Consider the following 24,311-nt stretch of genomic DNA (forward strand, 5'->3'; position numbering starts at 1 on the left):
ATTGATAATGACTCAGATGAAAATAGCCGTTGCAGGCGCCTCGGGACGCATGGGACGCATGCTGGTCGAGGCGATCCAGAACGCCGACGACGCGCTGCTGGCCGGTGCGCTGGGCGTGCCGGGCACGCCTGAATTGGGAACCGACGCTGCGGCGTTCCTCGGCAAGCCTGCCGATGTCCTGATCGAAGCCGACCTGGCCAAGGGCTTGGCGCAAGCGGCCTACCTGATCGATTTCACCCGTCCCGAAGGCACGCTGAAGCATCTGGATTACTGCGCCGCCCATGGCATCAAGATGATTATCGGCACCACCGGTTTCGATGAAGCCGGCAAGGCTGCAATCGCGGCGGCGGCGAAAAAGACCGCCATCGTGTTCGCTTCCAACATGAGCGTCGGCGTCAATGTCACGCTGAAATTGCTGGAGATGGCGGCCAAGAGCTTTTCCCATGGCTACGACATCGAAATCATCGAAGCCCATCATCGCCATAAGGTCGACGCCCCCTCCGGCACCGCGCTGATGATGGGTGAAGTCGTCGCTGGCGCGCTCGGGCGCAAGCTGGACGACGTCGCAGTCTATGCCCGCGAAGGCATCACCGGGGAACGCGATCCGTCCTCGATCGGTTTTGCCGCCATCCGCGGCGGCGATATCGTCGGCGACCATACGGTGCTGTTTGCCGGCATCGGCGAACGCGTAGAGATCACGCACAAATCATCCAGCCGTGTCACTTACGCCCAGGGCGCCTTGCGCGCGGCACGTTTCCTGCGCGACAAGAGCAGCGGCCTGTATGACATGCAGGATGTACTGGGCCTGCGCTGACGCCGGCCTTCAGCAAACTCCTCCCTCCAAGTAATTCACTGAATCCGGTGGGGCCGCCTGGCCTTGCCGGTTTTTCCCTCGGCCGTCGCTTCCTTCTCGCGGTTTCCCATCACTAGTCCGCTGCACCGCTTCCGCATCAACACTTTCCGCTTGGCAATTCAATAATTCGATCAAATTACTCCAGCTTGCAAGTTTGCATGTAACATCCTATTTTTATTTGTATCTTAATGTGTCTGAAAGTAACAAAGCAGGTACAGCCCTGCAAAACATATATTTTTAGCACCATTTTTACCCCAATTCTGATCGCCCACGCATATGACTTTGTCTTCTTACAATCACCTTTTGTGGTCGGCGGGCCCGCCCGGGTATATCGGAATTCCGTTCATGCTGGCGCTGGCGATCGCCGAATGGGGCGTCTACCTGGTGCCGACCAGCCTGGTCGGCTTGTGGATCAGCGGTGGCAGGGCTACCCGCCGGCTTTCCCTCAAGGCAATCGTCACGACCGCCGCCGCGGTGCTGGCCAGCAAACTCATCCCCCCGCTCTGGGATACCCTGGTGCCGGCCGCATGGAATGATTACCTGTACCAGGCTAAAAGCACGCATTGCGTCTCGCCCAGCGTGACGATTGCCATCATCCTGGCCACCGGCCTGACACTGTGGACGGCAAAAACCATCAAGATCAAATGGATAGGCGTATTGCTGGTGATGCTGTCGCTGGCCGTCAGCTGGGCCAAGATTTTCCTTGGCGTGCACTATCCGCTGGATATTTTTGTCGCCGGCCTGGTTTCCCTGGCGATGATGCTGGCCATGAACAGCAGGTATGGCAAAGTCATCAGCCTCGGCGCCGTGCGGCTCCTTCACGGCCGCCTGCAAAACCTGGCATTGCTGTCGGAAATATCCCTTTTCTTCTTGCCCCAGCCAGCCTTGCCCCGCGCCGGCAACGGCAGTCCGCGCATTACTCTGCACACCTGCCTGAAGCACTCGCCGCGCGGCCTGTCGTATTTCGCCAAGCAGATCAAGCTGAGCGCCCGCAGCGTGATCCACTACCAGCAGACGCAGCGCTGGCTGGCCTACTGGAATGCAACGCCGATGCACGCCAAACTGGCGCAAGCCACGCCCAGGCTGCTGCAAAAAATCTATCGCCCCTACCAGTCGCTGCGCCTGCGCAGCCAGGACCGGATGAATATCCTGGTCAGCCACTACGACTTCATTTTCCGGCAAGGCCTCGGCCCCCTGGTGCTGAGCGCGGCGCAAGCACCGCTGCTGCTAGGCAGTTTCAGCGGAAAATCCGGGGCCATCTACGAAATCCAGCTGTCGGCGATTGCCACGCTTGACCGCGAGGGCGAACTGGCGCTCGACCTGTACAGCGACCAGCAACGCCTGTTCTCGGTAGCCTTCACCTTTTACGGCAGTGAACTGGCCCCCTGCGTCGGCGTCGGCTGCCTGCAAGGCCCGCGCGGCAGCGATGCCCAGGAACGGGTGCGCAACGCCACCCGCGACATGTTCGGCCTGCGCCCGAAAGGCTTGATGCTGCGCCTGGTGAGGGAAATCGGCCGGGCTTACGGCTGCAAAAAGCTGATCCTGGTAGGCAACCGGAACCGGGTCTTGTTTCATCAGATCCGCACCGGCAAGGTGCTCGCCGATTATGATGATTTTTGGCAAGAAATGGGGGCAACCCGCCGTCCCGACGGTGAATACCAGCTCTGCTGCGAGGTTATTCCTGTCCCCAACCTGCAGGAAATCCCGTCACACAAGCGCTCGGAAGCACGCAAACGCCTTGAGCTCACAGAACGCGCGGTCGCGGCCACCCTGAACGGCTTTGCCGGCCCCCTCAACGCCATCTGAAACGCTGCGCTTGTCCTGCCGGCCGGCCGGTATTGCGTACGCATAGCGCTACTCCACCCCACCTATACGCTAAAGCAGCATCCGAACCAGTATAATCACTGGTTCGGATGCCATGAGTATTGGCTCAGCAAGTTCACATTCCGATTCGCAGCGACCAAGATGTCTGAATTCGTCCCGGCCGACGTTTGATCTCCAGCCGACGATGCGGCGCCTTGTTCTTTTGCAAAGCGGAATAACATTCACCTTTTAGCTCCCGTCATGCAAGAAAAATACAGCCCTACCGACGTCGAAAAATCAGCACAAGACCACTGGCAATCCATCGACGCCTACAAGACCGTCGAACATGCCAAGGACCAGCACGGCCAAGAGAAAAAGAAATTCTATGCCTGCTCGATGCTGCCTTATCCTTCAGGCAAGCTGCATATGGGCCACGTGCGCAACTACACCATCAACGACGTGATGTACCGCTATCTGCGGATGAACGGCTACAACGTACTGATGCCGATGGGCTGGGACGCGTTCGGCATGCCGGCGGAAAACGCCGCGATGGCCAATAACGTGCCGCCTGCGCAATGGACCTACGCCAACATCGAGCACATGAAGAAGCAGATGCAGGCGATGGGGCTGGCGATCGACTGGTCGCGCGAAATGACCGCCTGCACGCCGCAATACTACAAGTGGAACCAGTGGATGTTCCTGAAGATGCTGGAGCAAGGCATCATCTACAAAAAGACCGGCACCGTGAACTGGGACCCGATCGACCAGACCGTGCTGGCCAATGAGCAGGTGGTCGACGGCCGCGGCTGGCGCTCCGGCGCGCTGATCGAAAAGCGCGAAATCCCGATGTACTACGCCAAGATCACCGACTACGCCGAAGAACTGCTGGAACACGTCGAAACCAAATTGCCAGGCTGGCCGGAACGGGTGCGCCTGATGCAGGCCAACTGGATCGGCAAGTCGACCGGCGTGCGCTTTGCATTCCCGCACAAGATCGCAGAAGACGGCAAGCTGATCCAGGACGGCAAGCTGTGGGTATTCACCACCCGCGCCGACACCATCAAGGGCGTGACCTTCTGCGCCGTGGCGCCGGAACATGCGCTGGCCACCTTTGCCGCCAAAACCAATCCCGAGCTGGCGGAATTCATCGCCGAATGCAAAAAGGGCAGCGTCATCGAAGCCGACATGGCGACGATGGAAAAGAAAGGCATGCCGACCGGCTTGCACGTGTCGCATCCGTTGACCGGCCAGCTGATCGAAGTCTGGGTCGGCAACTACGTCTTGATCACCTACGGCGACGGCGCCGTCATGGGCGTGCCGGCGCACGATGAGCGCGACTTTGCGTTCGCCCAGAAATACGTGCTGCCGATCCGTCCGGTGATTGCCGTCGAAGGCAAGACCTACTCCGAGGAAAGCTGGCACGACTGGTATGCCGACAAGGAAAACGGCGTCTGCGTCGATTCCGGCAAATACGACGGCCTCCACTACCAGGAAGCGGTCGATGCGGTCGCCGCCGACCTGGCGGCGCACGGCCTGGGCGAAAAGAAAATCACCTATCGCCTGCGTGACTGGGGCATCTCGCGCCAGCGTTACTGGGGCACGCCTATCCCGATCATCCACTGCAGCGATTGCGGCGACGTGCCGGTGCCGGAAAAAGACTTGCCGGTGATCCTGCCGGAAGACTGCGTGCCGGACGGCAGCGGCAATCCGCTCAACAAGCACGAAAAATTCCTGCATGTCGACTGCCCTCAATGCGGCAAGCCGGCGCGGCGCGAAACCGACACCATGGACACCTTCGTCGATTCGTCCTGGTATTACATGCGTTATTGCTCGCCAAACAGCAACGACGCCATGGTCGACGCGCGCAACGATTACTGGATGCCGATGGACCAGTACATCGGCGGCATCGAACACGCTGTGCTGCATCTGCTGTACGCCCGTTTCTGGACCAAGGTCATGCGCGATTTCGGCCTGATCAAGTTCGACGAGCCGTTCACCAACCTGCTGACCCAGGGCATGGTGCTCAATGAAACCTATTTCCGCGAAGACGCCGGCGGCAAGAAGACCTGGCACAACCCGGAAGATGTGGAACTGACTTTCGACGACAAGGGCCGGCCGCTCACCGCCACCCTGAAAACCGACGGCAAGCCGGTGGAAATCGGCGGCACCGAAAAGATGTCGAAGTCGAAGAACAACGGCATCGATCCGCAAGCCCAGATCGACCAGTACGGCGCCGACACCGCGCGCCTGTTCACCATGTTTGCCTCGCCGCCGGAACAGACCCTGGAATGGTCAGGCACCGGAGTAGAAGGCGCCAACCGCTTCCTGCGCCGGGTATGGGCCTTCAGCCATGCCCGCGCCGCCAATATTGTGCCGAGCGCAACCTCGGATTTTTCCGGCTTGAACGATGTGCAGAAAACATTGCGGCGCGAAGTGCACAAGATTTTGCAGCAAGCCGACCATGACTTGAAGCGGATCCAGTACAACACCGTGGTGTCGGCCTGCATGAAAATGCTGAACACCCTGGAAGCCGCCAAGCTCGACCAGTCGCCGGCCAGCAATGCGGTATTGACTGAGGGCCTGTCGGTTTTCCTGCGGGTGCTCAATCCGATAGCGCCGCACATCACCCACGCGCTGTGGCAGGAGCTCGGCTTTGCCGCCGTGCACGGCGACATCCTCGACGCCAGCTGGCCGCAAGTGGACGGCAAGGCGCTGGAACAAAGCGAAATCGAAATGATGATCCAGGTGAACGGCAAGCTGCGCGGCAGCATCACCGTCGCCAAGGATGCCGACAAGGCCAGCATCGAGGCCGCTGCGCTGGCGAACGAGAGTGTCCGGAAATACCTCGAAGGCGCGCCGAAGAAAATCATCGTGGTGCCGGGAAAACTGGTCAATATCGTCGCCTGACCTCGCGTATGGCCGGACCACCAGGTCCGGCCTCGAATCTTGAAACAAGGAATGCCCGAATGTTGAATAGAATGCCTCTCAGAATGCCCGCCGATTCCCGCAACTGGCTGCGCTGGCCGTTGATACTGGCCATGACCGCGCTGCTGTGCGCCTGCGGCTTCCATCTGCGCGGCACGGCCAACTTGCCATTCAAGTCGCTGTACATGACCTTCGGCGCCAACTCGCCGCTGGGAATCGAGCTGAGGCGCAATATCCTGGCCAGCGGCAATACCCAGGTGCTGAGCTCTGCCGAGGGCGCCGAGGCAACGCTGGATGTGCTGGCCGAGACGCGTGAAAAAGTCATCCTGACCACCAACAGTTCGGGCCGGGCCAGCGAGTACATGCTGTATTACCGGCTGACTTTCCGTGTTGTCGACGCACAAAAGAAGGAATTGCTGCCGGCCACCCAGATCACGCTGAAACGCGATATCAGCTACAACTCGTCGCAAGAACTGTCGAAGGCAGCGGAAGAAGTCCTGCTGTACCGCGACATGCAGTCAGACATGGTGCAGCAGATCCTGCGCCGCCTGGCCGCCATCAAGACCGCCCAGCCGACCCAGCCTGAAACCGCGCCGGCAGCAACTCCGGCGCCAGTTCCGGCCCCCTCCAAATAACCAGGGCCGGTGCATGCAACTGCGGCTTGACGCGCTGGACGGCCATTTGGCGAAAACCCTGGCGCCCTTGTATGTGATCACCAGCGACGAGCATCTGCTGGCGCTGGAGGCGTCCGACAAGATTCGCAAGAGCGCGCGCAGCAACGGTTGCAGCGAGCGCGACGTGCTGGTGGTCGACCGCAGCTTCAAATGGGGCGAGCTGCTGGCCGCCAACCAGTCGCAATCGCTGTTCGGCGATAAAAAACTGATCGAGCTGCGCATCCCTACCGGCAAGCCGGGCAAGGATGGCGGCCAGGCTTTGCAAAACTATACGGCGACGCTCAATCCCGACAACGTCACCATCATTACCCTGCCCAAGCTCGACTGGGCGACGCAAAAGGCGGCCTGGGTCGCCACCCTGCAGCAGAGCGCGGTGTATATTGATATTCCGCTGGTGGAACGGGCGCATTTGCCGAACTGGATCGGCGTGCGGCTGGCGGCCCAGCAGCAAAGTGCAGATCGCCAGTCGCTGGATTTCATCGCCGACCGGGTCGAAGGCAACCTGCTGGCGGCACACCAGGAAATCCAGAAACTGGCTTTGCTGCATCCACCCGGCAAACTGAGTTTTGAACAGTGCCACGATGCGGTGCTCAACGTCGCGCGCTATGACGTATTCAAGCTCAACGAAGCGATGCTGGCCGGCGATGCGGCACGCCTGGTGCGGATGATGGATGGCTTGAAAGGTGAAGGCGAAGCGCTGCCGCTGGTGTTGTGGGCGGTTTCAGAGGAAATCCGCACCTTGCTGAAATTGAAATCGGCAGCCAGCCAGGGACGTCCGATTCCCGCGCTGCTGAAGGAATACCGTATCTGGGGGCCACGCGAGAGGCTGATGGAACCGGCGCTGCGGCGCCTGAGCCTGGCGACGCTGGAAGCGGCCCTGAAGGATGCGGCGCAAGTCGACAAGATGGTGAAAGGCTTGCGTGCAAAAGCCTTTTCCGGCGATGCTTGGGATGCATTGCTGCAGTTGGAATTAAAACTAATTGGGGACAGAGTTTAAGAGGCGCCGCCGTGCGCCGAATTACTCTGTCCTCAACTAACTAGACAGACGAAACGCGTAAATTGCAAAGAAGAATTTAGGCATATGAACATTCAACAATACATGACCGAAGTCGGACAACGTGCACGCGCCGCATCGCGCGCCATGGCGCGCGCCGACACTGCGGTCAAGAACCGCGCACTGAGCCTGATCGCCGCCGCCATCCGGCGCGACGCCGACCTGTTGCGCGCCGCCAACCAGGTCGATCTCGAAACGGCGCGCGCCAACGGCCTGGCGCCGGCGATGCTGGACCGCCTGACGCTGTCGGAGCAGGCTATCGCCACCATGGTCGCCGGGCTCGAACAGATTGTCAGCCTGCCCGATCCGATCGGCGAAATCTCGAACATGAAATACCGTCCTACCGGCATCCAGGTGGGCCAGATGCGAGTGCCGCTGGGCGTCATCGGCATCATTTACGAAGCCCGGCCGAACGTCACGGTAGATGCCGCGGGCCTGTGCATCAAGAGCGGCAACGCCACCATCCTGCGCGGCGGCTCCGAAGCCCATCATTGCAACCAGGCGCTGGCCAGGCTGGTGCAGGAGGGGCTGGCCGGCGCCGGCCTGCCGCAGGACGCGGTGCAGGTAGTCGACACCACCGACCGTGCCGCGGTCGGCGCCCTGATCACCATGCCGCAATATGTCGACGTCATCGTGCCGCGCGGCGGCAAGGGCCTGATCGCACGCCTGATCAAGGAGGCCACGGTGCCGATGATCAAGCATCTCGACGGCATCTGCCACGTTTATATCGACGACCAGGCCGATCTCGACAAGGCCGCGAAGATTGCCTTCAATGCCAAATGCCATCGTTATGGCACTTGCAACACCATGGAAACCTTGCTGGTGGCGCGCGCGGTTGCACCGCAGGTGTTGCCGCGGCTGGCCAAGCTGTACCAGGGCAAGGAAGTCGAACTGCGCGCCGACGATGAAGCCCGGGCCATCCTCGCCGGTTATCCCTACCTGGCCGCCGCCAGCGAGGATGACTGGCGCACCGAATACCTGGCGGCGATCCTGTCAGTCAAGATCGTTGCCGACGTGGATGAGGCAATCGCCCATATCAACACCTATTCTTCGCAGCACACTGACAGCATCGTCACCGAGAACCACTCGCGGGCCATGCGTTTCCTGCGTGAAGTCGATTCCGCATCGGTCATGATCAATGCCTCGACCCGTTTTGCCGACGGTTTCGAATTCGGCCTGGGCGCCGAGATCGGCATTTCCAACGATAAGCTGCATGCGCGCGGCCCGGTCGGCCTCGAGGGCCTGACTTCGCTAAAATATGTCGTGTTCGGGCACGGCGAAGTACGCGAATAAAATGCAGCATGCGGCGGGTGTGCCGATACTGCCGCCGCCGGTTCTTTGTTTGCGGACCAGAGCAAGAAGCCCCGGTCCCGTTTAAGCTATTGCCCGATATCCGCAGCGCCGGTTTGCATTGGTGTTGCATGCAACCGCAATCACCCTTCCCGCAATAATCAAAAAAAGGAACGCCATGCTTTGGATCAAATCGCTGCATATTGTCTTCATCGCATCATGGTTTGCCGGCCTGTTTTACCTGCCGCGGATCCTGGTCAACCTGGCACAGGAAACCGATGCCGCAGCCACCAGCAGATTGCTGCTGATGGCGCGCAAGCTGTATCGCTTCACGACCATGCTGGCGCTGCCGGCAGTCGTATTCGGCGCCTGGCTGTGGCTGGGCTATGGCATAGGCAAAGGTCCAGGCAACGGCTGGCTGCATGCCAAGCTGTTCCTGGTGATCCTCGTGATCGGCTACCACCATGCCTGCGGCAGCCTGCTGAAGAAATTTGAAAACGGGGCGAATACCCGCAGCCATGTCTGGTTCCGCTGGTTCAATGAAGTCCCGGTCCTGCTGCTGCTCGCCATCGTTATCCTGGTGGTTGTCAAACCGTTCTAAGCCTATCCAAGGACCAGCCATGAGCAAGCTCTGTGAATATTATTTTGCGCCGCATTCGCCATTCGCCTACCTGGGCCATGCGCGCCTGGTGGCGTTGTCCCATCAATACGATGTCAAGATCGCATTAAAACCTTGCGACTTGTCCAAGGTCTTCAACACCTCCGGCGGCTTGCCGCTGGCCAAACGGGCGCCCCAGCGCCAGGCTTACCGGCTGGAGGAGCTGCGGCGCTGGAGCGAATACCTGCAGGTGCCGCTGAACCCGCACCCGACGTTCTTCCCGGTGCAGAGCGACGACGCCGCAAAACTGATCATCGCCAGCCAGCTTGCGCACGGCACGGAAGCCGCCCTGGCGCTGACCGGCGCTATAATGCGCGCAGTCTGGGCCGAACAGCGCAATATTGCTGACCACGCCACCCTGGCCGCGATCGCCTCGGAACTGGGGCACGACGGCAAGACCTTGCTGAAATCGGCGGAAACCGCCAGCGTCCAGAGCGAATTCGACCGTTTTACCGAGGAAGCCATTTCCGCCAACATCTTTGGCGCGCCCTGGTATGTAGTCGACGGCGAAGCGTTCTGGGGCCAGGACCGGCTGGACTTCGTAGAGCGTGCATTCGCCAGATAAATATATTTTTCTTACCGCCTGGCTAGTCAAGGTAGCCAGGTGCAACTGCAGTATCAACGGATAAAGGGTACCCCCATGTCACATCTATCAACAGATTCGCATTCCTATTTTTGCCCTTGCCCGCGCGGGCTGGAAGCCGCGCTGGCTGAAGAACTGAATGAAATAGCGCAGTTCAGCGCCCCCGCCGTCACCCTCAAGGTCCATAACCAGGTGCCGGGCGGCGTCCATTGCTCCGGCCTGCTGAGCGACGCCTGGCGCATCAACCTGCACTCGCGCATCGCCAGCCGGGTGCTGCTGCGCCTGACGCATGGCGCGTACAAGAACGAAAACGATATCTACGATATGACGCTGGAACAGGAATGGGAAAGCTGGTTTCCGGTCAGCCACACCATACGGGTTGACGTCACCGCGGTGAAATCGCCGCTGCGCAGCCTGCAATTCACCACGCTCAAGATCAAGGATGGCATTTGCGACCGTTTCCGCGACCTGTGCAATGAACGGCCTTCGGTAGACACCGGTACGCCGGACATGCGTATCGTCGGTTTCCTCGATGCCCATAACTTTACCCTGTACCTGGATACCTCCGGCGAAGCCCTGTTCAAGCGCGGCTGGCGCGCCGAAACCGGTGATGCGCCGCTGCGCGAGAACCTCGCCGCCGGCCTGCTGCGCACCTCCGGCTGGAAGCCGGGCACCGTCTTGTTCGACCCCATGTGCGGCTCCGGCACCATCCTGGTGGAGGCAGCCCAGATCCTCGCCGGCATCCCGGCTGGCGCCCGCCGCCATTTTGCCTTTGAAAAATTCAACGATTTCGAGAGCGCCAAATGGCTGGCGATCAAAGGCAGTTTCAAGCCGAATCCTTTGCCCACCACGCCGACCATCTTCGGCAGCGACATCTCCGGCGACATGGTGCAGATCGCGGCGAACAACCTGCGCAATGCCGGCATCCTGTTTGAAGTGCCGGTCAAGCAGATTGAAGCGCAAGAGGTCAAACCGCCTGCCGACGCAGAACACGGCATCATGCTCACCAATCCGCCTTACGGCGAACGGATCGGCGTGCGCGGCGACAGCACCCTGAGCAGCGACGACTTGCTGACCGCTTTCTTCAGCGCGTTCGGCACTACGCTGAAGCAGCGCTTTGCCGGCTGGAGCATCTTCCTGTTTTCGGCCGACCTCGGTTTGCCCAAGCTGCTGCGCCTGAAAGAAGCGCGCAAGACGCCTTTCTTCAATGGTGCGCTGGAATGCCGGCTGTTCCGCTTCGACATGGTGGCAGGCTTCAACCGGCGCGAAGCGGCCAAGCCAAAAGCAGAATGACCGCCGGCCTTCCTTGACGAGGTTTTAATAAAACAAGCGCAATCTTTGCGCTTGTTTCACGTCTGGCCGCCTAGGCTCTCTGCCGCTATTCCCATCCCCCCCTCAAAAATTCAGCCTCCTTGGAAACAGCCTTGCTTATGTGCATCGTCGGCAAGGCGCGGCTGATATTTCCCGCTTGACATCTTTTCCAGATTACGCCAACAGATGCGCTAAAAACGCTTGCATTCCCTGCTCAGGTGACGAATAATACAAATACGAATTGTTCGCATTTACAGAAAGGACTATAATGAGCCAGACGATCCGACGCGAAACACAAGTTGAGAAAACCCCTGTGTCCAGCATCACGAAGTCAGTTGCATCAGCAGTCACGCGAATCAAGAGCCAGGATCTGTTCAAGCAAATGCGCGAACTGGAAATCGATCACGGCGGCCGGATTTACAAGCTGCGGCTGACGCAACTGAACAAGCTGATCCTGACCGCTTGATTGGAAACCTGAGCACGGCATTTTTTAATTGATCCAACACCAGCCCGCCCGCAGCAAGCGCCAGCCAGCGAGATACTGATATAGGAGTGCTGATGGTATCGGAGAAAATCAATCCGGCTTTTGTGGAGCCAAACGGCGCGCCGGCACAGCCGGAGCTGCTGGTCTCGGCGGTGCTGCACCTGATGTCGCAGTACACCGCCAACAGCCAGGAAGTCAGCGGTTGCGTCAAGCTGGCCTCGGTGATCGAGCGGCATCTGAAGGCGCTGGCGGATTTGCCGAACCTGGCGCCGGTATTGCGGGCAACCTGCCTGCAGTTGTCGGAGCAGTGGGGCACGGTAGTAGAGAGCACGATGCCGCGGCCTGAGAAATACAGCCTGTTCAGCAGGTTCGGGACTGCAAGCCGGGTCTGTTAAAGAAGCATCGCGCAGTAGCAACCAACCGCCGCAAGAACATCTCTGTCGGCGGACTTTTATTTCTTAATCTGCCTTTAACCATGGCAGTGAGGTACAAAATGATTGTTTGTGTTTGCAATAACGTGTCGGATCGGAAAATCCGGCAGGCAGTCGATTCCGGCATGTCTTCCATGTCTGAATTGCGCGAGAACCTGGGGATTGCCACCTGCTGCGGGAAATGCCATTCCTGCGCGAAAAGCGTGTTGCGCGAATGCCTGGACAACCGTGCTCCGGCTGCCTTGCGCCATGTTCAAGCATTGGTATTTCAACAAAACATACAAGCTGCCTAGTACCCGGCAGGATCAGCGCAACCATGTCGTCAGCAACAATCAGTTCCCCTGCGCTTGCGTGGAAAAAGATCAAACGCATCGGCCCCTTGGCTACGATCCTGCTGCTTCACGTCGCATTTTTCTGGGCATTGAAAAGCGGCCTGATCCACCAGGCCGCGCAGGCTGTCCCAAAAGAAATCTTCGCCAGCTTCATCACGCCCGAAAAAGCGCCTGAACCGACGCCGCCCGCACCTACGCCGGCCGCACCAAAAACCGTCGCTGTCGTAAAGAAGAACATTACTCCGCCGCGTCCAACGCCAGTCGTCAACACCACGCCGTCGGAAACCGCCATTTCAGTGCCGACGCCGGCGCCGCAGCCGCCCCAGCATGAAGAACCGGCCGCCGCTGCGCCACCGGCGCCGCCCGCCGCCCCGCCGCAGCCGCGCACCATCACCTCCGGCGTCGAATACCTCCAGCCGCCCGATGTGAAATATCCTGCCGTCTCCAAGCGCATGGGCGAGGAAGGCAAATCGGTCATCCGCGTCCTGATCAATGAAAAAGGCCGCGCCGAGCGCGTCGAGGTGCAAAAATCCTCCGGCTCCAGCCGTCTCGACGACGCCGCCAAACAAGCGGTGATGCGGGCTTTGTTCAAACCCTATATGGAAGACGGCAAGCCGCTGCCGGTGTTTGCCATCGTGCCGATCAATTTCCAGCTATCCAATTAATCAATGGCGCTCTTGGCGCTTTGCCGAGGCTGCCGCACTCAATTCACAGATACAAGGGGAGTTCATCATGGAAGTAAGTCCTTACGGATTGGAAGCGCTCTGGAGCCAGGGCGATTTCGTCATCAAAAGCGTCGCCGTGCTGCTGGTGGCGATGTCGATTGCGTCCTGGTACGTCATCCTGACCAAGGCCCTGCAAATCCTGCGCTTCCAGCGCGCGGCGCACGCCGCCGGCCACCAGTTCTGGGATACCACCAGCCTGCCGGAAGGCATCGCCACGCTGGGCACGGAGAATCCGTTTGCCGAAGTAGCCCAGGCCGGTGTCTCCTCGATGCGCCACCACGCGGCCCACAAGGGGCATCTGCACGATCAGCTCTCGGTCAGCGACTGGGTCACCCTCTCGCTGCGCCAGGCCATCGATGAAGTTTCAGGCAAATTGCAGGCTGGCATGGCCGTGCTGGCCTCGGTCGGCTCTACCGCGCCTTTTGTCGGCCTGTTTGGCACTGTGTGGGGCATTTATCATGCGCTGGTGTCGATCGGCACTTCCGGCCAGGCCAGCATCGACAAGGTCGCCGGTCCGGTCGGCGAGGCGCTGATCATGACCGCCCTCGGCCTGGCCGTGGCGATCCCGGCTACCTTCGGTTATAACGCCCTGGTGCGCGGCAACAAGACCATCATCGCCAAGCTGAACAAATTCGGCTTTGACCTGCACGCCCTGTTCGTTACCGGCTCCCGTTCCAGCAACAATGAAACAGACCATGCCAACGGCTCGAACAATGGCGCCAAGCTGGTCGCCGTGAAAGGTGCATGATGGGCATGGGCTCCTTGTCCGATTCGGACGACGATTTCAATCCGGAGATCAACACCACGCCGCTGGTCGATGTGATGCTGGTGCTGCTGATCATCTTTATCATGACCATCCCGGTGATGAACCACGCGGTGAAGATCGATTTGCCGCGCGCCGCCAACCAGCCTGACCAGGCCAAGCCGGAAAACATCAGCCTGTCGATCGACGCCGACGGCAAGCTGTTCTGGAATGATGAAGTGGTCGACCGCAACGAACTGAATGCGCGGATTGCGGTTGCAGCGCAAAAGCAGCCGCAGCCGGAGCTGCATTTGCGCGCGGCGCGCACGGTGCAATATGAAAAAGTGGCCCAGGTGATGGCGGCGGCCCAGTCCGGCGGCCTCGGCAAAATCGGCTTTGTCACCGATCCGGACGCCAAGTAAACAGATCGCTGGATAAGCGTTCGCGGCTATCAAACGCCGCCTCCGCAGGAGCCTGCGCATGTCGCCATGCGCAGGCTTTTTTTCTTTCCCGCACCATCGCGTTGATGCACAAATCACAATGAAAATGATTCGCGCTACCCGATGATGAAAAAGCTTATCGCATGCGCTATCATGGCAGCGATTTCGGTCGCATATCGTTTAAGCGACGCGCCGATCACGTGAGAAGCCGGAATACAGTCCAGAAATCCCCGACTTTATCCCTGAGCGCTCCGCATCCCATCACAGCGAGGTCCCCATGCAAGGCGAAAAACAAATCATCACGCTGCTCAACGCGCAGCTGACCAACGAACTGACAGCGATCAACCAGTATTTCCTGCATGCCCGCATGTACAAGCACTGGGGCCTGGAAAAACTCGGCAAGAAGGAATACGAAGAATCCATCGGCGAAATGAAGCATGCCGACAAACTGATTGACCGCATCCTGATGCTGAACGGCTTGCCGAATCTGCAAGCGCTGCACAAGCTGATGATTGGCGAATCGACGCCGGAGATGCTGCAATGCGACCTGAAGCTGGAGCAAGGCGCGCAAAAGACCGTCAAGGATGGCATCGCTGCCTGCGAAAAAGCGGGCGATTATGTGTCGCGCGAACTGTTCAAGGAAATCCTTGAAGACACCGAAGAACATATCGACTGGCTGGAAACCCAGCTCGACCTGATCGACAAGGTCGGCCTGCAAAACTACCTGCAAAGCCAGATGGACGCCTGACCCGGCATCCATCCGGGCACACGGCTCACGGCTTCCGACTCACCATCGGAAGCCGTTTTTCCTTCCTCGGCGTTTACTGCGCCGATGCCAGCAAACGGCGCATGACGGCTTCGGCGGTCAGTGACGGAGCATGCGCTTCGACGATTTTGCGCTTGTTGGTATGACCGTGGGTAATGACGATCTTGCTGCGCGGCACATCCAGCAACTCCGCCAGGTAGCGCACCAGCGCGTCATTCGCCTTGCCCTCGATAGGCTGCGCCTGCAAGCGCAGCTTGAGGACATTCTCCAGCGGACCGATGATCTGGCTTTTCTTGGCGTTAGGCGTCACCTGCAGCGCCAGCCTGACCCCGCCGGCAACATCGGAGCACCATGCGGCGCCCGCCTTTTGGTTCATGCCACCGACATGATCAGGTAAATGACCAGCTGGTGCACTACCCGCAGCAATATCAGCGCCGCCAGCGGCGACAGATCGATATTGCCGATCAGCGGGATAATCCTGCGCAAAGGGCGCAGCAGCGGCTCATTCAGCGCCCGCACGAAGGGCGCCAGGGGCGCATTCGGATTCACCCAGCTAAAGATCGCCTCGATGATCAGCAACGCGATCAGCCCATAGAATACCCACTGGAAAAACAGCAGCGCCGACAAGCTGAAGATCAGCGAAGCACTCAGCGCCGACCTGACGCCCAGTTCCAGCAGGATGCAGATGACGGCGACCACAACCGCGCCTATCAGGCTGGCCCAGTCATAGCCACCTACCCCCGGCAACAAGCGCCGCATCGGCCGCACGGCCCAGTCGGACAAGGTGAAAATGAATTGCGCCAGCTGTTGCGGCGGCCGCACCCGCACCGCCTGGATCCAGAACCGAAGCAACAGGACACCGCCCAGGACGCTGGCGATAGTTTCGATAATCAAGGTGAAAATGTTCTGCAACACGACGTGTTTCCCTTTCCAGATGAAGCAGCGATTCAGGCGGACCGGCATCGGCGCCAGTCCATATACTGATAACTTACCCGAATTCGGGCGCAAGATGTAAGTCGGGAATGCGAGCGAACGCCACAGTTCAAGATGTAAGAAAAGAACGGACCTGCCGGCTGGCTATCGTAGCAGCAATTTCCGACAGGCTGACGACCCGCTTGCACGAGCACATGCCGGCTGCCAGACGCACAGCGCTACCCGCCCCTCTGCGATATCCGCCGCCACAAATAAAAACCCGCTGCAGGGCGCTAGGCCATACAGCGGGCGATATGCCTGAACTTGATCAGGCAAGCCGGCAAACGCTAATTACGGGCGTGTGCCAGTTGGGAACGGCCAAGCTGCTGCCGGGTTCAGCACTGTTGTTGCTGCTGGTGCTGCTGCCGGCTTTGCTGCTGGCTTCTTGGCTGCAGGTTTCGCTGCGGCCTTTTTAACAGCTGGCTTGGCGGCAGCAGGTTTCGCTGCTGCTTTAGCTGCCGGCTTTTTTGCTGCTGGCTTAGCCGCGACTTTCTTAACTGCCGGCTTTTTTGCCGCTGGTTTCGCTGCTGCCTTAGCAACCGGCTTCTTGGCTGCTACTGCTTTCTTGGCTACCGGCTTTTTGGCCGCGACAGCTTTCTTGGCAACCGGTTTCTTGGCTGCTGGTTTTGCTGCTGCTTTCTTAGCTACTGGCTTTTTGGCCGCGACAGCTTTCTTGGCAACCGGTTTCTTGGCTGCTGGTTTTGCTGCTGCCTTAGCTGCCGGCTTTTTCGCTGCTACAGCTTTCTTAGCAACTGGTTTCTTCGCTGCTGCTGGTTTTGCTTTAGCTGCTGGCTTCTTGGCCGGGGCTGCTTTCTTCGCAGCGGGTTTCTTCGCTGCGGGTTTCTTTGCTGCTGTTGCCATTTTGTTTCTCCTTCACGTGATGGAAAAAATCAAGCTCCAAGTTGGAAACCCGACGAACCCATCGCGATGGGAACGGCGGATTATTCATCGGCGCAATCAACTCTGCTTGCGCTAATGAATTCGGCACCAGCTGAACTGCTCCATCCCCTCATTGATGCAGCACTTCAGCCATTATTGGCCAGGGTCTTTTCCCAGCTTCCGGGCTGGGAGGAAGAATTCGCATCACCCGCAGGCTGCGATCCTTGGCCAAAAAAACGCTAGCGGCTATGCCAGCGTCGGAATTCTGTTACAAAATGGTTGGTTTTTCCAAAGAAAACGCCGCCAAACCCGACTGAATCGGGATAAGCGGCGACAACAGATAAGTACGTTTCTGTCTTTGGCTGTTCATTAAATTTGGAAATCACCTTTTAGTTTGCAGACTTTTTTATAGTACTAAGCGCTGCAGGTAAGCCATTCACCTCGTTATTCTTGTCCGAGATCTGAAGCCTTTATTCCCAGTTCAGTGCACCGCCTGTTTGATATTCGATTACACGAGTCTCAAAAAAGTTGCGTTCTTTTTTCAGGTCGATCATCTCGCTCATCCAGGGGAAGGGATTTTCTTCCTGAGGGAACATTGGATCCAGTCCGATCTGTTGCGCGCGGCGATTTGCGATGAACCGCAAGTAGCCTTTGAACATTGGCGCATTCAAACCGAGCACTCCACGCGGCATTGTATCCTCTGCGTAGCGATATTCCAACTCTACTGCGCTTAAAAACAACGCTTTGATCTCATCGCGGAATTCCGGTGTCCACAAATGCGGGTTTTCCATCTTGATCGTGTTGATCAAATCGATCCCGAAATTGCAGTGCATCGACTCGTCGCGCAGGATGTACTGGTACTGCTCGGCTGCGCCCATCATCTTGTTCTGGCGGCCTAGCGCAAGGATCTGCGTGAAGCCGACGTAGAAGAAAAGACCTTCCATGATGCAGGCGAAGACGATCAGCGAGCGCAGCAATTTCTGATCGTTTTCAGTAGTGCCGGTCTTGAACTCGGGATCGGTCAGCGTATTGATGAAGGGGATCAGGAATTCGTCTTTGTCGCGGATCGATTTGACTTCGTGATAGGCGTTGAAGATTTCCGCCTCGTCCAGGCCGAGCGATTCCACGATGTATTGATAGGCGTGGGTATGGATCGCTTCCTCGAAAGCCTGGCGCAGCAGGTACTGGCGGCATTCCGGCGCAGTGATGTGGCGGTAGGTGCCGAGCACGATATTGTTGGCGGCAAGCGAGTCGGCGGTGACGAAGAATCCCAGGTTGCGCTTGACCAGGCGCCGTTCGTCTTCGGTCAGGCCGTTCGGGTTCTTCCACAGCTCGATATCGCGCTGCATGTTGATTTCCTGCGGCATCCAGTGGTTGGCGCAGCCGGCCAGGTACTTGTCCCAAGCCCATTTGTACTTGAACGGCACCAGCTGGTTGACGTCGGTATGGCCGTTGATGATGCGTTTGTCCGCGGCGTTGACGCGGTGGCTGACATCGACTGCAGGCGCGGCGGCGGCCTGTCCCATCAACGCCGGGTTGAGAGCGGTATCGGACATCTGCGGACGCGCCGAAGGAGCAAATGCCGGTTGCGCCGGCATAGACGGAGTACGAGGGGCCGAACTTTTTTCTTCATCCCAGGAGAGCATTCTTTATTCCTTTATCTTTCGTAGGGTGGGCGGCTGTGCCCGCGCGCGACCTCTAATTGATCGCTACGCTTGTTTCGGTAACGCGTGGGCAGATTTCCTGCCCACCCTACTTGTCTTTGCAATTGCTACGTTTTATCTCTAGCCAGTTGAGGACAGAGGCCACGGCGGGTGCTGCACGGAAACCTGATTCGCTACACTGCAGCACCGCTTGAACCCTGCCCTCAAATAACTGGCTTACTGACAGGCTTCGCACTCTTCAAATCCTGGATCGCCTGGGCGCATGGTGCATGCCGGGCCATCCAGTTCTTGTGGCGCGGCTGCAACAGCAGCAGTGCCGTAAGTCGCCGCTGCGCCGCCGCTGGCGCCGCCGTCTACCGACACGGCATTCAGGGCGCCGGTTTTCGATGTCGACTTCTCGGTATGCGTCGCGCCTATGGTGCGCAGGTAGTAAGTGGTCTTCAGGCCGCGCAGCCATGCCAGCTTGTAGGTCTCATCCAGCTTCTTGCCGGATGCGCCCGCCATATAGATATTCAGCGATTGCGCCTGGTCTATCCATTTCTGGCGACGCGATGCCGCTTCCACCAGCCAGGACGGTTCGACTTCGAATGCGGTGGCGTAGATATCGCGCAGATCTTGCGGAATGCGGTCGATCTTGGCCAGGCTGCCGTCGAAGTACTTGAGGTCGGAGATCATCACCTCGTCCCACAAGCCGCGCGCTTTCAAGTCGCGCACCAGGTATTCATTGATTTCAGTGAATTCGCCCGACAGGTTCGATTTCACGTACAGGTTCTGGTAGGTCGGCTCGATACAGGCCGATACGCCAATAATGTTCGAAATGGTCGCAGTCGGCGCAATCGCCACGCAATTCGAGTTGCGCATGCCGAATTCCTTGATGCGGCCGCGCAGTTCGGTCCAGTCCAGCGACTCGGACATATCCGCTTCCAGATAGCCGCCGCGCTCTTCCGCCAGCAGTTTCAGGGAATCCTGCGGCAGGATGCCGCGATCCCACAGGGAACCGCGATAGCTGCTGTAACGGCCACGCTCTTCCGCCAGTTCGGTCGACGCCCAGTAGGCGTGGTAGCAGACTGCTTCCATCGACTTGTCGGCAAATTCAACCGCTGCTTGCGAAGCGTAAGGCACGCGCATCATGTGCAGGCAATCCTGGAAACCCATGATGCCGAGGCCAACCGGACGGTGCCGCAAGTTCGAATCGCGCGCCTTCTTCACTGCATAATAGTTAATATCGATCACATTATCCAGCATGCGCATCGCCGTATTGATGGTTTTCTGCAACTTGGCGTGGTCCAGCTGGCCGTCTTTCATGTGCGCCGGCAGGTTGACCGAGCCCAGGTTGCATACCGCGATCTCGGATTCGTTGGTGTTGAGCGTGATCTCGGTGCACAGGTTCGAGCTGTGGACCATGCCGACGTGCTGCTGCGGCGAACGGATGTTGCATGGATCCTTGAAAGTAATCCATGGATGGCCGGTTTCAAACAGCATCGACAGCATCTTGCGCCACAGGTCGAGCGCCTGGATCTTCTTGAACAGGCGCAGGTCGCCGCGGGCAGCCTTGGCTTCGTAGCCGGTATATGCTTCCTCGAAGGCGCGGCCGACCTTGTCGTGCAGGTCCGGTGCGTCGCTTGGCGAGAACAGGGTCCACTCGCCCTTTTCCATCACGCGCTTCATGAACAGGTCGGGAATCCAGTTGGCGGTGTTCATGTCGTGGGTACGGCGGCGATCGTCGCCGGTGTTCTTGCGCAGGTCGAGGAATTCCTCGATGTCCATGTGCCAGGTTTCCAGGTAGGCGCAGACCGCGCCCTTGCGTTTGCCGCCCTGGTTGACCGCCACCGCGGTGTCGTTGACCACTTTCAGGAACGGCACCACGCCTTGCGACTTGCCGTTGGTGCCCTTGATATGGGCGCCCAGCGAACGCACCGGTGTCCAGTCATTGCCCAGGCCGCCGGCATATTTGGCCAGCAGTGCGTTTTCCTTGATCGCTTCGTAGATGCCGTCGAGATCGTCGGCCACCGTCGTCAGGTAGCAGGACGACAGCTGCGAGCGTTGCGTGCCGGAGTTGAACAGGGTCGGCGTCGAGCTCATGAAGTCGAAGCTGGACAGCAGGTTGTAGAACTCGATAGCGCGTGCTTCGCGGTTGACTTCATTCAGCGCCAGGCCCATCGCCACCCGCATGTAGAACGCTTGCGGCATTTCGATGCGGATATCGCGGACGTGAAGGAAGTAACGGTCGTACAGGGTTTGCAGGCCGAGGTAACCGAATTGCAGGTCGCGCTCCGGCTTCAGTGCTTCGCCCAATTCTTTCAGGTCGAATTGCGCCAGCTTGGCATCCAGCAAGTCGGCTTCAATACCCTTTTTAATAAATTTCGGGAAATATTCAAGGTATTCGGCTGGAGCATCGGCTTGCGCCACTTCCTTGCCGAACACTTCCTTGCGGATCGTGTGCATCAGCAGACGCGCAGTAACCGTGCTGTAGGCAGGGTCTTTTTCCATCAGCGCGCGCGCGGCCAGAATCGCCGACTTGTGCAATTCTTCAACCGGCACGCCGTCGTACAGGTTCTTGACGGTCTCGGCCAGGATCGCTTCGGCGTCGACGTGTTTTTCCAGGCCGATGCAAGCCGCGGTAATCAGGCTGCGCACCTGCTCCATGTCCAGCGCGCGGCGCTGGCCGTCTTCGGTCACGAACAATTCCGTGCCGGCTACGCTTGGCTTGGCGCCGGTCTGCTGCTGCGAACGCTCTTCCATGCGCTTGGCGCGATACAGCACGTAGGCACGCGCCACGTCATGCTCGCCGGAGCGCATCAGGGACAGTTCAACCTGGTCCTGGATGTCTTCAATATGGAAAGTACCGCCATTCGGCTGGCGGCGCACCAGGGCGGCGACGACGTTGGAAGTCAGCTGCTCAACCAGTTCGCGCACCCGCGCCGATGCCGCACCCTGGCCGCCGTTGACAGCGAGGAATGCCTTGGTGACTGCGATCGAGATCTTGGACGGTTCAAAACCGACTACGGCGCCATTGCGGCGGATGATCCGGTAGTCACCGAAACTGCTGGATACCTTGACGGGAGAGCCGCTGCCGGTTGTTGGCTGGACACCAGCGATTTCGGCTGATGATTTAACGGAAATTTCTTGAGTAGATTGCACTGAGCCTCCCGAGACTGTGAAAACAGGCGAAACAATTACGCCTGCTGTTATTAATTAGAACCTTGGAACCGTTGATGGTTCAGATACTGCTATTGCTGCATCAGTCATTGCCGGATCAGCTGTTGACCCACGGCTGCCTGTCGGCAGGCGTTCGTGACCGATGCCCAAATTAAGATAAAAAAAAAGAGAAAACCAACGTTAAAAGAATGGTTGACGAAGACCGGCAACAAACCCAGAGGCTGCTGAGCAGCCTGTCCGACACCTGCATTTATACTGACGTGAGTACAAAAACAAAACACCACATAGGTGGACAGACCATGCAAAGCAAACCAAGGACGAAGTACGGAAAAACACTACATATAGGTTTCTGGATTTGATTTTTACTAATTGTAGTACCTAGAACTCGCCGATGCAATCCAAAAGTAGGATCTTTTTTATACTCGAAAAGAGACTATTCAATTGACTTTTTTGTCTATGGCGGGAAAACGCAGCGCAGGTTCGCCTGGCGTTTTTGGTGCATGCCCGGCTAAGGCTTGCTGGTATTGGGTCCAGTCAAAAAACGGACCGGGATCGGTCTTTCTGCCGGGTGCAATATGTTCATGCCCGGCCACCGCGGCGAGAGGGTAACGCAACTGCAAGGCATGGGTCAATGTCGCCAGCGCATGATATTGCAACGCGGAAAATTGTTCGAAATCGGTGCCTTCCAGTTCAATTCCGATTGAAAAATCATTGCAGCGCTCACGGCCCTCGAAACATGACGCACCCGCATGCCAGGCCCTGTCATTGGCGGAGACAAACTGCACAACCCCGCCGTCGCGCAGTATCAGGAAATGGGAAGAAACCCTGAGTGGCCGCAGCTGTTCGAAATAAGGATGCGCATCGTAATCCAGGCGATTGCCGAACAGGTCGGCAATATAGGGGCCGCCAAACTGCCCCGGCGGCAGGCTGATGTTGTGGATCACCAGCAAATCGGCGACGCAGCCCTCCGGCCTGGCGTCGCAATTGGGGGAAGACTGGCGCACGACTTCATCGGGACGGCACCAGCCGTCTGCGCCGATTGCAAAATACGGGGGAAGCGGTTTCTGCTGCTCCGTCATTGTTACTTTCCCTAATCTTGCTCGTGGATCGACAATCGTTGCATCCGGTAGCGCAGCTGGCGGAAACTGATGCCCAGCAGATCGGCGGCCTTGGTGCGGTTGAAATGCGTACGCGTCAGCGCCTGCCGGATGACGTCGCGCTCGATATCGTCAAGATAGTCCGGCAGCGACGATGGCAGTTCGGCGCCGTTAAATTGTGCCGGCATGCCGGCAACAACCGGCTCCAGGCTCGCCGGCGCACCGGCCGCCAGCGCGGCCTCGCTGTAATGGTCGGCAAGGTCCGGCGCTTCCACTGGCCGCCCTTGGCCAGCCCCTTTCAAACCCAGGTCCGCCACTTCAATTACGCCGTCATTGGCGAACGCCAGCGCCCGCTCCAGGATATTTTCCAGTTCGCGCACATTGCCCGGAAACGCATAAGCGCAAAGAGCCGACAGCGCCGCCGGCGCCAGCGTCACTTGTTCCGCCTGCGGCGTAAACGCCGACAGCCGTCCCAGGATCGCCGCGACCAGCAGGCCGATGTCATCCAGCCGTTCCCGCAGCGGCGGCAACTTTAATTCGATGACATTCAAACGATAGTACAAATCCTGGCGAAATCTACCTGATTCGACACACTCGGCCAGATTCTGGTGGGTGGCGCTGACCAGCCGCACATCTACCGCCTCCTCCACCGTCGCGCCGACCTTGCGCACGCGGCGCTCCTGGATCGCACGCAACAGCTTGACCTGCATCGCCAGCGGCAGGTCGGCAACCTCATCCAGCAGCAAGGTGCCGCCGTTGGCGGCCTGGAAAAATCCGTCCCGGTCATCGGCAGCGCCGGTAAACGCGCCTTTGCGGTAGCCGAAGAACTCCGCTTCCATCAAGGCTTCCGGAATTGCGCCGCAATTGACGGCGACAAAGGGCTTGTCGGCGCGCGGACTGAGCGCATGGATATCGCGCGCCGCCAGTTCCTTGCCGCTGCCGGACTCGCCTGTGATCGCCACCGGCGCCATGCTGCGCGCCAGACGCACGATCTGGGTGCGCAATTCCTGCATGGCGGCGGATTGGCCGATCAGGCGCAACGCTGAGCCCGCACCGGCGCGGAGTTTCGAGTCAGCCACCGGCCGCGGGGTTTCGACCGGCTTGCCGACGCGCAGCGCCGATTGCACCATCAAGCGCAGCTGGTCCAGCGCCACCGGCTTCGACAGATAATCGAAAGCGCCTGCCTTCAGCGCCATGACGGCGTTGTCGGCGCTGCCATAGGCGGTAATCACGGCAATCGGTATCACCTTTTCGCCGGCGGTGACTTCGCGCACCAGTTCGATCCCGAGTCCGTCCGGCAGGCGCATGTCGGTCAGGATCAGCGCGTAGTCATTTTGCGCCAGGTGGCTGCGCGCCGCGGACAGGCTGTCGGCGCTGTCGACATCCAGCCCCATCTTGACCAAGGCGATTTCCAGCAGTTCGCGCAGGTGCGCTTCGTCGTCAACAACCAGAATACGGGGTGAGCTCAT

At 59.0% G+C, this 24,311-nt stretch carries 23 protein-coding genes; 16 read left to right on the top strand and 7 right to left on the bottom strand.

Annotated elements, in window-relative coordinates; all coding sequences use genetic code 11:
• The first annotated feature begins 7 nt into the window (after positions 1-7).
• The 16 genes from dapB to bfr all read left to right on the top strand — a co-directional run bounded on the left by dapB (position 8) and on the right by bfr (position 15,053).
• Positions 8-814, top strand: coding sequence for a 4-hydroxy-tetrahydrodipicolinate reductase (dapB, locus tag V8G57_RS14455; RefSeq protein ID WP_092396940.1), 807 nt, complete (start codon positions 8-10; stop codon positions 812-814).
• Positions 815-1,198: 384 nt separating this feature from the next.
• A complete protein-coding gene (locus V8G57_RS14460) occupies positions 1,199-2,659 on the top strand; it encodes a DUF535 family protein (protein WP_342829991.1) in 1,461 nt (486 codons plus the stop codon).
• A 258-nt stretch (positions 2,660-2,917) separates the two neighbouring features.
• Positions 2,918-5,563 (top strand): leucine--tRNA ligase, encoded by a 2,646-nt coding sequence (gene leuS, locus V8G57_RS14465; protein WP_342829992.1) that lies wholly within the window; start codon positions 2,918-2,920, stop codon positions 5,561-5,563.
• An 83-nt stretch (positions 5,564-5,646) separates the two neighbouring features.
• Positions 5,647-6,216 (top strand): LPS-assembly lipoprotein LptE, encoded by a 570-nt coding sequence (locus V8G57_RS14470; RefSeq protein WP_342829993.1) that lies wholly within the window; start codon positions 5,647-5,649, stop codon positions 6,214-6,216.
• A 13-nt stretch (positions 6,217-6,229) separates the two neighbouring features.
• On the top strand, positions 6,230-7,252 hold the full coding sequence (gene holA, locus V8G57_RS14475) for a DNA polymerase III subunit delta (protein WP_342829994.1): 1,023 nt from the start codon (positions 6,230-6,232) through the stop codon (positions 7,250-7,252).
• Positions 7,253-7,336: 84 nt separating this feature from the next.
• Positions 7,337-8,602: a glutamate-5-semialdehyde dehydrogenase gene (locus V8G57_RS14480; protein WP_342829995.1), complete on the top strand. Its 1,266-nt coding sequence runs from the start codon at positions 7,337-7,339 to the stop codon at positions 8,600-8,602.
• A gap of 175 nt (positions 8,603-8,777) precedes the next feature.
• A complete protein-coding gene (locus V8G57_RS14485; protein WP_092396951.1) occupies positions 8,778-9,200 on the top strand; it encodes a CopD family protein in 423 nt (140 codons plus the stop codon).
• 19 nt (positions 9,201-9,219) lie between these two features.
• Complete coding sequence (locus V8G57_RS14490) at positions 9,220-9,822, top strand: 2-hydroxychromene-2-carboxylate isomerase (protein ID WP_092396953.1); 603 nt, start codon at positions 9,220-9,222, stop codon at positions 9,820-9,822.
• A gap of 75 nt (positions 9,823-9,897) precedes the next feature.
• Positions 9,898-11,133 carry a THUMP domain-containing class I SAM-dependent RNA methyltransferase gene (locus V8G57_RS14495; protein ID WP_342829996.1) on the top strand — a complete coding sequence of 412 codons (1,236 nt, stop codon included), beginning with the start codon at positions 9,898-9,900 and terminating at the stop codon, positions 11,131-11,133.
• A gap of 286 nt (positions 11,134-11,419) precedes the next feature.
• Positions 11,420-11,617: a hemin uptake protein HemP gene (gene hemP, locus V8G57_RS14500; RefSeq protein ID WP_061541685.1), complete on the top strand. Its 198-nt coding sequence runs from the start codon at positions 11,420-11,422 to the stop codon at positions 11,615-11,617.
• 92 nt (positions 11,618-11,709) lie between these two features.
• A complete protein-coding gene (locus V8G57_RS14505; RefSeq protein ID WP_092396957.1) occupies positions 11,710-12,030 on the top strand; it encodes a hypothetical protein in 321 nt (106 codons plus the stop codon).
• 98 nt (positions 12,031-12,128) lie between these two features.
• Positions 12,129-12,359 (top strand): (2Fe-2S)-binding protein, encoded by a 231-nt coding sequence (locus V8G57_RS14510; RefSeq protein WP_092397171.1) that lies wholly within the window; start codon positions 12,129-12,131, stop codon positions 12,357-12,359.
• A 23-nt stretch (positions 12,360-12,382) separates the two neighbouring features.
• On the top strand, positions 12,383-13,063 hold the full coding sequence (locus V8G57_RS14515) for an energy transducer TonB (protein WP_342829997.1): 681 nt from the start codon (positions 12,383-12,385) through the stop codon (positions 13,061-13,063).
• A gap of 67 nt (positions 13,064-13,130) precedes the next feature.
• Entirely contained in the window at positions 13,131-13,871 is a 741-nt protein-coding gene (locus V8G57_RS14520; protein WP_092396961.1) for a MotA/TolQ/ExbB proton channel family protein, read from the top strand.
• Positions 13,871-14,287 (top strand): ExbD/TolR family protein, encoded by a 417-nt coding sequence (locus V8G57_RS14525; protein ID WP_092396963.1) that lies wholly within the window; start codon positions 13,871-13,873, stop codon positions 14,285-14,287. Before V8G57_RS14520 ends, V8G57_RS14525 begins: the two co-directional genes overlap by 1 nt.
• 295 nt (positions 14,288-14,582) lie before the next feature.
• Positions 14,583-15,053, top strand: coding sequence for a bacterioferritin (bfr, locus tag V8G57_RS14530; protein WP_014007847.1), 471 nt, complete (start codon positions 14,583-14,585; stop codon positions 15,051-15,053).
• A 73-nt stretch (positions 15,054-15,126) separates the two neighbouring features.
• Here the strand turns inward: bfr and V8G57_RS14535 are convergent, their stop codons facing one another.
• The 7 genes from V8G57_RS14535 to V8G57_RS14565 all read right to left on the bottom strand — a co-directional run bounded on the left by V8G57_RS14535 (position 15,127) and on the right by V8G57_RS14565 (position 24,311).
• Positions 15,127-15,447, bottom strand: a complete 321-nt coding sequence (locus V8G57_RS14535; RefSeq protein WP_092396965.1) for a DUF167 domain-containing protein — start codon at positions 15,445-15,447, stop codon at positions 15,127-15,129.
• Positions 15,444-15,986: a YggT family protein gene (locus V8G57_RS14540; protein WP_092397173.1), complete on the bottom strand. Its 543-nt coding sequence runs from the start codon at positions 15,984-15,986 to the stop codon at positions 15,444-15,446. The genes V8G57_RS14535 and V8G57_RS14540 overlap by 4 nt, the downstream gene beginning before the upstream one ends.
• Before the next feature lie 348 nt (positions 15,987-16,334).
• Positions 16,335-16,904 (bottom strand): histone H1-like DNA-binding protein, encoded by a 570-nt coding sequence (locus V8G57_RS14545; protein WP_342829998.1) that lies wholly within the window; start codon positions 16,902-16,904, stop codon positions 16,335-16,337.
• A gap of 488 nt (positions 16,905-17,392) precedes the next feature.
• The gene (locus V8G57_RS14550; protein ID WP_144739370.1) at positions 17,393-18,568 is read right to left on the bottom strand and encodes a ribonucleotide-diphosphate reductase subunit beta; all 1,176 of its coding nucleotides are present in this window, start codon (positions 18,566-18,568) and stop codon (positions 17,393-17,395) included.
• Positions 18,569-18,802: 234 nt separating this feature from the next.
• A complete protein-coding gene (locus V8G57_RS14555) occupies positions 18,803-21,685 on the bottom strand; it encodes a ribonucleoside-diphosphate reductase subunit alpha (protein ID WP_371326580.1) in 2,883 nt (960 codons plus the stop codon).
• Positions 21,686-22,182: 497 nt separating this feature from the next.
• Positions 22,183-22,824 carry a 1,6-anhydro-N-acetylmuramyl-L-alanine amidase AmpD gene (ampD, locus tag V8G57_RS14560; RefSeq protein ID WP_092396971.1) on the bottom strand — a complete coding sequence of 214 codons (642 nt, stop codon included), beginning with the start codon at positions 22,822-22,824 and terminating at the stop codon, positions 22,183-22,185.
• Positions 22,825-22,835: 11 nt separating this feature from the next.
• The gene (locus tag V8G57_RS14565; RefSeq protein ID WP_342829999.1) at positions 22,836-24,311 is read right to left on the bottom strand and encodes a sigma-54-dependent transcriptional regulator; all 1,476 of its coding nucleotides are present in this window, start codon (positions 24,309-24,311) and stop codon (positions 22,836-22,838) included.

The organism is Collimonas rhizosphaerae, from assembly GCF_038896935.1.
GTDB classification, from domain to species: Bacteria; Pseudomonadota; Gammaproteobacteria; order Burkholderiales; family Burkholderiaceae_D; genus Collimonas; species Collimonas rhizosphaerae.